11 protein-coding genes are annotated in these 12,233 nt (G+C 58.2%); 7 read left to right on the forward strand and 4 right to left on the reverse strand.

Going from position 1 to position 12,233, the window contains the following annotated elements; translation table 11 throughout:
- Positions 1–456, forward strand: coding sequence for a hypothetical protein (locus PQB87_RS02325; RefSeq protein WP_084900090.1), 456 nt, complete (start codon positions 1–3; stop codon positions 454–456).
- A gap of 339 nt (positions 457–795) precedes the next feature.
- Here PQB87_RS02325 and PQB87_RS02330 read toward each other — a convergent pair whose 3' ends face one another.
- The gene (locus PQB87_RS02330) at positions 796–1,524 is read right to left on the reverse strand and encodes a hypothetical protein (protein ID WP_084900093.1); all 729 of its coding nucleotides are present in this window, start codon (positions 1,522–1,524) and stop codon (positions 796–798) included.
- Between the two features lie 209 nt (positions 1,525–1,733).
- Here PQB87_RS02330 and PQB87_RS02335 point away from each other — a divergent pair, with 209 nt between their 5' ends.
- From PQB87_RS02335 to PQB87_RS02345, 3 genes are read left to right on the forward strand one after another with little or no spacing between them, the layout of a single operon-like run.
- Positions 1,734–2,264: a PAAR domain-containing protein gene (locus tag PQB87_RS02335; protein ID WP_084900095.1), complete on the forward strand. Its 531-nt coding sequence runs from the start codon at positions 1,734–1,736 to the stop codon at positions 2,262–2,264.
- A complete protein-coding gene (locus PQB87_RS02340) occupies positions 2,261–2,992 on the forward strand; it encodes a VRR-NUC domain-containing protein (protein WP_084900098.1) in 732 nt (243 codons plus the stop codon). Before PQB87_RS02335 ends, PQB87_RS02340 begins: the two co-directional genes overlap by 4 nt.
- A gap of 11 nt (positions 2,993–3,003) precedes the next feature.
- Positions 3,004–4,122 carry a type VI immunity family protein gene (locus tag PQB87_RS02345; RefSeq protein WP_489242513.1) on the forward strand — a complete coding sequence of 373 codons (1,119 nt, stop codon included), beginning with the start codon at positions 3,004–3,006 and terminating at the stop codon, positions 4,120–4,122.
- Positions 4,123–5,388: 1,266 nt separating this feature from the next.
- Here the strand turns inward: PQB87_RS02345 and PQB87_RS02350 are convergent.
- From PQB87_RS02350 to PQB87_RS02360, 3 genes are read right to left on the reverse strand one after another with little or no spacing between them, the layout of a single operon-like run.
- Positions 5,389–7,218, reverse strand: coding sequence for an ADP-ribosylglycohydrolase family protein (locus PQB87_RS02350; protein ID WP_084900104.1), 1,830 nt, complete (start codon positions 7,216–7,218; stop codon positions 5,389–5,391).
- Complete coding sequence (locus PQB87_RS02355) at positions 7,187–7,855, reverse strand: DarT ssDNA thymidine ADP-ribosyltransferase family protein (protein WP_084900107.1); 669 nt, start codon at positions 7,853–7,855, stop codon at positions 7,187–7,189. Before PQB87_RS02355 ends, PQB87_RS02350 begins: the two co-directional genes overlap by 32 nt.
- 5 nt (positions 7,856–7,860) lie before the next feature.
- A complete protein-coding gene (locus PQB87_RS02360) occupies positions 7,861–9,267 on the reverse strand; it encodes a 3'-5' exonuclease (RefSeq protein ID WP_489242514.1) in 1,407 nt (468 codons plus the stop codon).
- A gap of 591 nt (positions 9,268–9,858) precedes the next feature.
- On the opposite strand from PQB87_RS02360, the gene PQB87_RS02365 reads away from it, so the two are divergent.
- The 3 genes from PQB87_RS02365 (at position 9,859) to PQB87_RS02375 (ending at position 12,230) form a co-directional block, all read left to right on the forward strand.
- Positions 9,859–10,059 carry a hypothetical protein gene (locus PQB87_RS02365; RefSeq protein ID WP_181523106.1) on the forward strand — a complete coding sequence of 67 codons (201 nt, stop codon included), beginning with the start codon at positions 9,859–9,861 and terminating at the stop codon, positions 10,057–10,059.
- 3 nt (positions 10,060–10,062) lie between these two features.
- Positions 10,063–10,245 carry a pyridoxal-phosphate dependent enzyme gene (locus PQB87_RS02370; protein ID WP_124673535.1) on the forward strand — a complete coding sequence of 61 codons (183 nt, stop codon included), beginning with the start codon at positions 10,063–10,065 and terminating at the stop codon, positions 10,243–10,245.
- A gap of 641 nt (positions 10,246–10,886) precedes the next feature.
- The gene (locus PQB87_RS02375; protein ID WP_489242515.1) at positions 10,887–12,230 is read left to right on the forward strand and encodes a virulence factor; all 1,344 of its coding nucleotides are present in this window, start codon (positions 10,887–10,889) and stop codon (positions 12,228–12,230) included.
- Positions 12,231–12,233: the final 3 nt, after the last annotated feature.

The following is a 12,233-nucleotide window of genomic DNA, read 5'->3' on the forward strand; positions in this document are numbered from 1 at the left end:
ATGATCGAGGTATCGAATGACGCACTTCGAACGGTTGTGATTGCAGGCATGGCTGTTGTGGCCGCGACGGTAATCTTTAGATTCGTAGTCCCCTTCATCGGGAGCAGATTGCGCGGAGAAACCATCGCCGACCACGTCACTCGGGTCGAAGGCGAGCAACGGGAGAAGCGGTTGTTCCAGTCCAATTTGAACACGTCGCCGCGAGAAGCATTATCGATAAGGGTGGTGAATATTGCGATCGCTCTCACGGTGATGTGGCTGCTGTCGCGCTTCCCAACCAGCCATCTTGTCGTGTACTTCGTCCTGTACGTCGCCGTTGGAATGGGCTTTTGCTGGTGGGCGAAGGTGATTCCGGACGAGAAATTCCACTGCCTGAACTGGAATAGCCGGCTCCAGCTGCGCCTCTTCTATGTCTGGCTGTGGCCGATAAACGTCGTCCGATCGCTCATGCGTTGACTGCACAACGCCGCTTCCGGGCGGCGATTAGTCTCTGATCGCGCGGTAGCGCAAGCTGTCTTTGACGTCCAATACTCTTCGCGCTGTCGTTCGTTCACATACCGAAAGGACGTCTCTGGCGACGAAAAAATCCTGTCCGAGGTGTGCGAAGCCTCGCCAGCTTCACGTGTCACTCCCTCCATTCTCGGTCGATTTCTCGGTTGGCCCCGACCGCCTTTTAGCTCGTCTTTCACGATCTGGCAGCACCACCGTGAACCAGAAAGCGAACGCGAGACCCGCGATCAGGATGCCACAGGAAATCAGGTTGGAAACCGTTCCGGCGTTCATTTTTCACCTTCGTCAAGCCGCTTGTTCTGGCATCTGCGCGGCGATCCATTCGGCTACCGGTATCCCGTCGCTTGCGACACGGGGAATGGGTTTTAGCGCTGCAGGAATGCTCAGAAGCTGCACATCGTGCCCAGTTCTGCCCCACTCTGCACGTAGAAAATCCGTAAGTTTATCGACCTGTGCCTTGATGGAATCGAAGCGCGGAGCCTTGTATATCAGCCGCGTAACTCGAGCTACTGCATCATCCGCGTGTCGGGCGCGAACCGCAACGCGGATCTGATAACGCCACTGCCGTTTGGTTTCATCCGTCATGCGCCACGTCAAGCGAACGCCGCCGCCGACAGCCTTCGAGTGCGCCATCTTCAGCAATTCGTAACCGGAGACATGGATGCGCTCCCCAGGTTTCAGCGCATCTTTCAGGTCCTCGCGCGTTTTTCGTGAGCCTTTCTCCCTTTCTCGAGCTGGGTGCGCTCCATCCGTGACTAGTAGCCACCAATGCAGGCTATTTGGATCGCCGAGATCTGCGAGTATCAGCCGCGCATTCCCAAAGCCTTTCGCGCGTCGATAGGCAAGCTGGTTGCGATTCAACGCAACCAGATAACGTTCAGAGAATTTTTCGCAGAGAGCGTGTACACGCTCTGTTTTGACGGTGCCGAATGTATAGCTGTGATAGCCCTGAATGACCGCATCCATGAGGCGCTGCATGAGCGCCGCACGGTCTTTGATTACGACCATGCTCATGTCCTCTCCGGCAATTGATTCAGCAGCAAGTCAAAGCCTTGCTGGATAAGGCTTTACGGGAATTTTCTGCGTTACCGATTGATTGCTAATTATAAGAGATTCCGCGCGAGGCAATGCGCTAGAAATGACACGTCACCAATAGAAGCACGGTAGGAACAAGAAAATGCGGATGTGCTACATTCGCCGCAGATTTCCTGTGAGGATTCTGCATGAGTTCTGCATTCATTCGCGAAGGCGACACGACCAGCCATGGTGGTCGAGTGCTCGCCTGCACGTCGACCAATATCGTTTTCGGTAAGCCGCTCGCGCTCGAGGGCGACATGGTGTCGTGTCCGAAGTGTGGCGGCGTCTATCCTATTGTTGGCGTCCGAGTGCGCAGCATGACATTCGGTGGCCGAGCCGTAGCGACAGAAGGCGACAAGACAGCCTGCGGCGCGACGCTGATCGCGTCACAAGGCATGGCGACGGTGGAGCCGACGTCTGGCGCAGGCGCGTCGGTCGGCGCGGGCAAAAGCGTTGTCTCACAGACCATCGCGCAAGACGACGGCGCATATCGCGGGCGCTTCCAACTCGTCGACGACCAGTCGCGCGAACCCCTCGCGAATCACCCATACACCGTTACGTCTGCCGACGGCCAAGCGATCCGAGGCACAACGGACGCGAGCGGCCATACCGACTGGCTGAGCAGCCACCAGGCGTCGTCGCTGACCTTCGAACATGTCCCGGCGAGCGATCAATGACGAATTCGGCATCGGGCAACATGGGGGCCGGCCAGGGGAAAACCACGCAGGTCGGGATGACCAAGGGCAACTTGTCCCCGGAAGACCGCGCGGTGCTCTGCGACGCTCTATGTCGCTGCAAATCGATAGGCGTCTACAGCCGCGATGCGAAGATCCTCCGCCAATCGTGCGTCGCACAGCGACTGCGAGCAAAGAACCTCGCCTCGAAGGTATTGACCGGCGAAACGACGCCGTACCTGCCGGAAGTTTCCTACGACATGCGGAATGAGCCCCCGACGCCGATCATGCGCGCATCGGACCCGTCGACCCCGCATCCGTGGCTTCCGGCGTGGATTCAGAAATACTGGCCGGGCGGCATGGATGCATACAAGCAAGAGGACAAAACCTGGTTTCGACGGCCCGACGTCGTGATCGTGAACGATCCGTCCAAGCCTCCTGTACAGTCGAACATTAGGAAGGTGGTGGAAATGAAGTTCCCGCCCGACGAGTTTTCGAAGACGCAGGAAGCCGCGTACATGGACATCGCCGGCGACGAATCGAAATACTCCGGCATCACGCCGGATGATTGCGGTTGCGGTGACGCCGATGAGCAATCTCAGCGATCGACTGCAAAGCAGACTCAAACGGACCTTGAGAGCATCCTTGGCGGCGGCTCCAATGCACGCTCGGGCAGTCTGTTCCCGCCGCTCATCCCCCCGGCGCTGCCGCCGACTCCGTTTCCCTTTTAAGCATAATGCCAATGACGAAGGACGAACTGATCGCGTGGGCCAACGACCCGAACCGAGCGGGCACGCTTCCGTTCGGCGCATTCGAGCCGAAGCACCAGCGGGCGATCGTAGGCGCGGCCCTCGCCGTGCGTGCCGTTATCTACTTCAAGGGCGGCCACGCGCCGGCCAAACGCAAGGCGCTTAGCGCCTGCTTCCAGCGGTACACCGATGCGCTGCTGACTTATCAGCGCGCGGCCGAAAAGGCCGCCGGCCGTGACCCGTCCAAAGGCTCTCCGCTGCGATGGCTGTACCAAGATGGCAAGCAGCCGGTTGAGTTCGAAAAGGGGCCTTCGTTCGCCTCCTTGGCGACGAGCATCCCGGCTGATGCTCCGTTCGTACTGGCCCTCTCTAACGCGGAGGACAAACAAGAGGCCGGCACGATGGAATTTTCGACTTTCTGTCTCGAGGACTGGCAGGCGTCGATGAACCGAGGCATCGACGTCGCGACGTTTTCTGTGCCGCAAGCTTTCCTGACGCTCTGTCCGGACGTGTTCCAAGCGCTCTTCGCGCAAGCTGTCGACGAGCTTGACGTGGTGCACGGGCACGCGGGATATGCCGCGAACCTGTCGCTGTTGCAGCGGGGCCCGAATGAGGCGTCGGAATATTTTTGGGCGCGGAAATTCGGCCCTGGTCTGGACGTCGGCGACCCGATGCGACGGAACCTCCGCCGGCTCACCGATCACATCAAGACGGTGGACTGGTTGACGGCAATCAATGCCGATCTCGTGCGGGAACTGGGGGGAGTAGACAAACTGGGCCTGCCACCGGACTGGTTCCGCAAGCAGCGCTACGACGACGGCGGCCTGATCATTCAGGCTGGCGTTGCGCCGCAGACGGGTATTGCAGGCGAACCAGGCCATCCTCCTGAGCCCCCGCCTGCGTATGTGCTGTTGAACAGCGCTCTGCGTCCGATCATTGCTGATGCGCTCGGCACGTTACAAACCGGGACGGCGACTAGCACCGCTCCCCTGCTGAACACACAGGTTGCGACCGAGGCTTGGCTTCGTCGGCTTGATGTCGAGCCAGACCGTATCAACGAATATTGGGTCGAACTGCACAAGACGCCCAAACTCCCGGCAGCCGGGACGTAGCGGTCACTAGCATCGGCCATCTGCTAGATCGCTGATGCCCCCTTTGGTGCGAGGTCCACCCGCGCCCGCCCGTGGATGGCTGCGCTGCCCACACCGCGAGGGTGTGGACAGTCCCGGCCTTCGCGGCCGGGATACCGCACCCGCCCACCGGCTCCCCGCGATGGAGCCCTTCGGGCCTGACGCGCCGCTGCGCGGCTTGCCTCGATAAGATAAAAAACTCTCAATCGAGCGCTGTTGTCAAATTTCGCGAAAATCAGACGCTCTGAGCCGCTGATTGTGCGAAGGTACATTACCCCTTTGCCGCGTCGCCGAAATCGGCGCCACGGGCCGGATTTCGAGTCGCTAGAGCATTTGCCCCCCGTAGGCCTGCCCCCCTTTTTGTAGCCATTTCCGGCGCTGGCGGTCCCCGAACTGGTTAGCCGGTGGCCCTCACAGGGGCCGGGTTGAGCGATCGGGACGGCCGCAGGACGGCCCGACCGCGATTTATCCCGGTCTTAGCCGTTGGCGGGGCTTGCCCCGTCAATGGCTTAGACCAAGGCTCCGCAGGCTTGGGCAAACTGGCGGGCTAGGGCCGTCATAGCGCGTGGTGCGTAGCCCCTTCGTTTTCGGAACGCTTGTGGGTCAAAAGAATTGAACCTCGAAAGACAACCGTTGCCGGTCAAAAGACAGAAAAGGCCCGATTTTTGTCTTTGCGCTGATCGGCTGTGAGCCCTATTGGGATCGCGCGCAGTACCCCGTGAGTTCATTGCTGATCCCTCTCAGCTCCTGCGATTGCTCGCCAGTTTCGGCACATTGCGGACGGGTTGGGCTTGTTCGCAAAGATATCAACAACCTCGGCAGTATTGTTCTCATTCGTTAACATCGTTCTGTGTCAGCCGGTGATACAGAACTAGCACGTATCATGCACTGATACCGAACGAGAGCGTATCACCGCCTGATACATTGCCCATCTTTTGAGCAGCTTCGACGAGGCTACTAGTGGCAGCGGCAAGTTGTAACGGCCCAGATGAGGGCCGAACGGCGGCGGATGCGCTCTGACTGTGTAGGACGGTAGTCGTTCACGTCATTGATGGGGTTCGCCGTCGTCTCGCCGTCCACGAGGGTTGCGAGCGAGCCAGCCTGGGTCGACGAGCGCGGCGCTGATGTTCAGTGCGGTGAGCCGCTCGTACAGCGTCCATGCGGCCTCCGGGCCGGGGCAGTGGCCGGCGCGTGGATGCCCCGGCCTTCATGCCAACTGTAGCTGTCTCTAGCAGATCTCAAAAATTTCTATGAGCGTCGGCGCTTTCTAGCAAGAAATGCTTTTGCAACGATGCTCGAGAAAGCGATTCCGCGTTCCACGCCACCTTGAGCATCGACGCACTTCAAGAGGCATTCGCCGATTACAGTTGGATCAAAGCCGCTACGTATCGCCACGTCCGTAAGCGCATCTAAGTCGTACGGTAGTGTTTTTTCAGGCGATGCGTTAGCGAGGTCCTTCTCTACCAACTGAGGCTGCGGCTGCTGTGCAGACGGGGGGGCAACTTCATCGAACAGGTCACGCGTCGGACGAGCGTGCGTGTTTGTCCTTTGCGACGGGGACTTGTTTTCGATGTGGGGTTGGCGCTCAGGGAGAACTCGCTCATCTCTGGCGAATTTGGCACCCCGCTCGAAAGATGATGTGTCTTTCGCGATAAGCGTCGTCGGCACAGCGCTTTCCATAGTTACTGGTGGCATCAGCTTCTCATCCATAGGTTTCAGAGCTTTCGCGCGCCGCTTGCAAAGCACCGTCTGCCCGAATTCGAGGGCGAACCACTCATAAGCGAAATCTCCGCTCTTCCAGCTGCTTCCACGAGAGTCCAAGTATCCCAGACCAGCAAGTGCGGGGCGACCATTGACCTCTGCTACAGCGTCGCTTTGGGTTGCGGGTGGCTGCCAATCTATCAGGTCGGGATAAGCGAAACTTGAATCGCCCTCCCCACGGGCCAGAGCGGCCATTCGACGGGCCTGAGAGGCAATATAGTCGCGATCCTGAATATGCCACGAGGGCTCTTCTTGAGAAACAGCGCCCAGCATTGCACCAACCATCGTCCCAATGGTGTCCGTGTCCGACCCGAGCGTATTCGCCGCGCAGCGCAATACGTCTGCGGCAGGTGCATCTTGACCAGTCCATCCCAAGAAGGCCGCAGCCAACGCGGTGTTTGTACCGGCGCCCTGTCGGCTACCAAATCCGTCTACTATTTTGAGGCATTCCGAGTAGGTTCTTCCCCAGTTCGGAGACAGCTCTCGAAGTTTCAGGATGTACTGTTGGGTTTCTTTCGACACAGACTCGATTGCTGCGCGAAGCTTAACGTTGCTCGCCTGTTCCCAAGCGGATAGCCAGAATCGCCCGAGTTGGTAGTCTTCGTTGACGATGTCCTCAATGTCGGCCCATCCGTCGACAAAGCGCATCCATTCCTCGGGTCCGGGTACCTCTCGATTGCGAAGAGCGAAGGAGAGGCAGTCTGCATGAAATACGGCACCACAAACCCCTAGCATGTGTCCGTGGGTCGTCAGGGAATCTCGAATTACGTCGGTTAAATATTCGCGTGCAGTGCCGGCGCCCCATTTCCATACATGAGGTTGGATGCGCATCGCTGCGCCATTCCCGCCTCCCTCAATGTAGGTCCGCCGGTCTCCGCTAGAGAAAAAGTTGGAGAACCAATTGACGTCGCGCTTTGCCAAATTCGCGGCAGCGGCCTTGCTTCCTCTGCCTGCGCCGAGTGCGTAGGCCGGCCATACGGTGAGTTCGACTTTCGCAAACAGTTCTACGTCAAACGTGCCGTCCCCGCGAATTGCGCGCGACACCGCCAACCGCAACTGCGTATCGTCTGAGTAGGTGCCAGCAGGGAGGGTCACTTGCGCCCCACTCACCCCTCCGATCTTCCGCTTCCATTCAATCGGTTCGTGGACCATCTCGGCTCCGGCGCGACGACGGACGGCTCGGCTATCTGCGAGCTCCGTTATCCAGCCAAGGGCGTCCCCTGCGGCAGCCCATAACGCCGAATTGACTATCGCATTTTCCAAAACAGAACTCACAGGGACCCCACTAGTTTGGTTGACCGGCAAATTTTGCCTCATCGATTACCACTTGCACATTCGGCCGTTTGTAATAGTTCAACCATCCCGAAACGCAGTCATGATCGTCGCCCGTGCCGACGTAGATCTTCTCCAGATAGTCGAGTGAGAGTCTGTTGGGGTATAGCACCTCCGCTTGCTCGCATGTCGGCAAGCGGTCGGTCCGACTCTTGCGTGTGACCGTCCACCCAGGCTTGCGCCTCACCGATGGTGCAAACAGATTTTGAAGCCCATCCGCGCCAGCTTGACGTACCACGAGGTCGTAGATGTTATTGGTGGTCGCGAAGTAGACGCCGTCGTGCGTCAAGATCGCGGGCGAAAACGACAGAATCGCCCACCACCGATCGCCACCGACGTGCCACCGTTTAGACGCAAAGCGGAAGTAATTTTCGTTAATCTCCGATATCGAAAGATTCACGAAATCTAACCAGTCTTCTTTCTTATCGAAATACGCTTCCGCTTCACGACGCGTCGCTGATGTAGGAGCCAGGATATGCGCCAGGTGCTTTTCCGCAGGCAGTTGGCGGCGGGATACAGTGGCACCCAATTCAAGCGAGCCGACGAGGCCGTGGTTCGACGTAAAGTGCACGACCTCAGTAATGCCGCGCTGTGCGATGATTTGTTGGATTGCGTCGGTCATCGCTATCACACAGCAAGAAGATTGAACGTGTCGGGCTTGAAGAACGTCACAAGGTCAGATGCCTCGGTCGGTTTATAGCCTACGATTACTGACTTGCGCGCCCGTCCCAAAGCCATGGCTAGTAGGCGGCGAAGCAAGAGTAGTTCTTCATCGTCCGCGCCATCTCCGTGCGGCGTGTTCTCCGCGTTCAGGCCCAAAATAATGACGTGGTCAAACTCCAAGCCCTTAGCCGAGTGCATCGTGGACAGCGCGATGTTTTCTGGGCCAGTTGGCCATTTTCGATCGCGTGTAATCGTGACGAAGCCAAGCCCATTGCTATTGAGCGCTGATCGTATGTCTTTGAACCAGTTTCCACCGCGCGGCTTGAGAAATGCTACCGTCTCAGTTGTCAGATCTACATTCGCCTTAATCCAGTCGATGGCGAACGTTAATTGATTTTTATAACGTCCAGCACAGACGAGGGGTTTCTCTCCGTGGCGAGTAGCAGCAGAGAAATCTGGAAGAGTGCCATCGTCGTCAACTGCCAGGCCATCGACAATGCCTGCGGCAAACTGAGCAATTTCAACCGTGTTGCGGTGATTTTCCCGCAGCCGATGGTATCGAGCGAGCTGTAAATCTAAGCCAGTCTCTGCCCACGTGTATCCCCTTGGGTACAGTCTTTGTGCGGTGTCCAGGACTAGCGTAAGGCAATACGGATCCGAGAGATGATGCCGCACAGCTCGAATTTGGTTCGCCGAAAAGTCTTGTGCTTCATCAATGATGACAATGTCATATTGGCGCGAAGGGATCGTCAGCATCTGTTCTGCCAAGAGATGCCAATCCAACCAACCACCGCCTTGATATGCAGCGAGTTCCGTATAAAAACGGTCGATCACCTGCAGGATAGCCGGACGTAGTGTCCGCGGGACGGCCTGCGCATTTCCGCGCCCCGTACGCTCGAGGGGGATATAATTCGCCCGTTCTGCCGGCCGAAACCGTCCGCAGACGTACTCGATCTCGTTGAGCAGGGCGTCAGGGGCTAGGGCCACACCGGCTCCCAGACGTCGCAGCATGGGTTCACGTTCGTCGTCGTCAATGATTGATGGTGCGCCCAAACATCGATGGGCCCAAGCGGCGAACGTATCGATCTCGCAAGTGACGTCGGTAAACGCCGCGAGCTGGCTGGCGGCGAGATGTTCCACATACCCAGCCAAAGTGCGGTTAAAGGAAAGTACGAGGACCTTTACGGGTTCCGCCAATCCTAGGCGTTTTCGGCGTGCAACAAAGGTATGGGCTAACGATTCGAGTCGCAACAGCGCTGTCGACGTCTTTCCGCTGCCTGCAGCGCCTCGGATCATTTCGATCCCCATGCGCGTACCGCTTATGATCGGCAGTTGCTCAGGCGTCGCGCCGCGATTACTTAAGGCCAGCATGTACTTTCCCCCGGGAGGTCGTGCCTGGCGCCGGCTGATTGTCATTTTCTAGCTTTGACCTCGTTGGCGCAGGCGTTGATTTTTTTCGCTCTCGATCATATCCGATGTCTCGAACAATCGGGGGCGGGGCGGCGGTTTCTACATCCGGATGACGTGCTGGCGGACGCTGACGTGTCGCGATCCGGACAGCCCACGCTGCCATTTGCCTGGACCCACCTGTATCGTATGCGGTACACGAGCGGTACAAATCGCAGTTTCGGTTGGTTGCGCTTAGTTTCGCTAAATGCTTGAATATAAATAACTTTTCATTTCGGTAGGTTTCGGGTGGATTCTCTGGTTTATCAGTAACTTATTGATTCACAAGGAAATTTGTAATCATCAGGTGGCGGGTTCGAGTCCTGCAGCCGGCACCAAATTGAACGAAGGGCCGGGAGGTTTTCCTCCCGGCCCTTCGTCGTTTCAGCGCTCACTTTACTGGCCCATGGGTTGTCGTTTGTTCTGTGCAGCGACAGTTAGCCCGGCCAATCGCTTCGGCATTGCCCGATCTGTCCGGCAAATCTCCATAGCAAGAACATACCGTTCGTCGCGGTGATGTCGAAGGTCAACTCCGAGGAGCGCGCCAGGATGATGCGCGCGTTGGGCGCGGAAGTCATGCGGGTCGATCAGTTGGCGGACTCCGTTCCCGGGCAGGTGTCGCAAGGCGATCTCGAACTCATCGACCGCGAAGCTCAGCGTATCGAAGCCGAGCGCGGTGCGTTTCGCTCCGATCAGTTTCATCGCGACGGCAACTGACTCGTGCACTACAGGACGACCGGGGCGGAAATCCGGGAGGCGACCGATGGCCGTATCGACGGGTTCGTCGATTTTGTCTGTTCGGACGGTAGCTTTGTCGGTGTCGGCAAGGCGCTCAAGGAACGGAATTTTGCAGTTCGCTGTTATGCCGTCGAGCCGGTTGGGGCGGTGCCGATCGCGGGGTAACCTGTCACGCGACCCGAGCATCCGATCCAGGGTAGCGCCTATTCGATCAGCGATCTTCCGTTTCTGAACGACATGCGCGCAGACGGTTTTCTGCCGGTTGCAGGGGGGACGAACCGCTGCGGATCGCACGCGAGCTTGAGTAGAAGGAAGGGATCTTCGGCGGATTTTCGTCAGGCACGAACGTCGTGTCGGCGCTGCAGCTGCTGGCCGGCGAGATGCGTGGCAGGACGATTGCAGTGGTGGTCTGCGATTCGGGAATGAAGTATTTGTCGAAGAACCGCTGGAGCGGCTGATTGTGTGCGGAAGGGGGCGGCTTCGCGAGTGGCGATTGTCGTACCCGGGCGTCACGTTTCGAAACAAAGGGCTATGCGATATTCGCTTGGCCCTTTGTTATATCCAGAGTTTATTTCCTTGCGACGTGTCTGACAACTTGCATCGAGTTTATGGGTAAAGGCTGTTTCTGATACTGGCTTTCAAGTTGTTTGCTTGATATCGGTGAGATTTTTCCAATGATCGGATGGGTAACACTCCGGCTGATCTTGACTCCGTTCCGTGGATTGATTGCCACGATGGGTATGATGTGCAGCTCGAGTGTTTTTGCTGCACGCGGGTTTCGTGACGAATAGAGTTCGGGGGAATGGGTGAATCGATTGTCTACAGGATCGTTCCTGGGTGCGCTTCTGGCGTTTGTTGTGTTGGCCGTCGTGATGGTGGTGCCGGTGCAGGCCGATACTGTGATTCAGAAAGATGCCGCTGCGTTGGATACGAGCGAAAGCGCTCAGCCGTTCATCGTACAAGTTGTCGGGTTGGAGTGGCTGAATCCATTGCAGAGGCGCGACTATCCGACGGAGTGGCAGATTCTCTGGACAATGGGTCTTGTTCAGCCGAACAAGAACGACGATATGGTTCGGACGATGCCGCAGAAATTTTCGAAGCTCCAGTCAATAGGCGCGCTCGTATACGGTAACCAAGGGGCGGAAACGTTCAAGGGCTTCTACCACAAATACGTCAGTAAGCTTCTTGGCCTGTTCGGCGATCGCTATGTGATGAACGCCAAGTATTTCTACACGGTCAAGTCCAAGAATAAGGATGACTGGCGTGAACTGGCGGGAATGCGTATCGAGTTTGCCATCCCGCAACGACTTGATCCGATAGAGGCGAAGACGTACTTCCAAGGCGAGTTCGTCGACAATTACGAGATTGGAAATCCGTCCGCCAAAGATCTCTGGAGCCGTGACACCCCGCCCGACGTCCACGTCAACCAAGGCGGCGCAAACGCCGGATTCACATCGCTGAACCGCGCACTGGATTACCTGCAGGCGAACCCGGACAAGAGCGCGTGGGTGATGAACTGGGACGCCCCGAGCTTCCCGCCGAAGGACGCGCAGATCAACGAGAACATGGTGGTGCTGTTCCTCGTCGGGCCGAACTTCAAGACGGAGCGCGAACCGCTGGCCTGGATCGGCCGCGCGGCGACGGGCAACGTCAAGGACTACGAGGCGAAGGCCGGCACCACGCGCACGGTGCAGGCGTGGAAAGCCACGATCGACGGCGCGGCGCGCAACGCGGGCGTGCCGGTGCCGTCGCTGAACTTCGTGGTGCATGACGCGGGCCGGGGCGGCGAAGCGGCGTCGGAGCGGATCGGCGCGTTGTCGCAGACGCTGACGGAAGTGTTGCCGGACTACAACTTCAGCAAGCAGACGTTCAATACGCCGGCGCTGCTGGGCCCGATGGGAGCGGGTACGGCGCTGACGGACGTGGTGCTGGCGATCGGCCGGGCGAATCACCTTGGCGAGAAGGTGCTGGTGGCGGGGACGACGGATGCGCAGCACCCGACAGCGGTGGTGGTGTTGCCACCGTCGAAAGTCGTGCCGATCGATGCGGACAAGGACTGGTTCCGCGCGCGTGGCGAGAACAATGCGTACCTGCCGTGGTGGGGCCGTCGTCACGACACCAGCTATGGCATGCAGGGCTACTCCTACTGACCG

The organism is Burkholderia sp. KL41, from assembly GCF_057005415.2.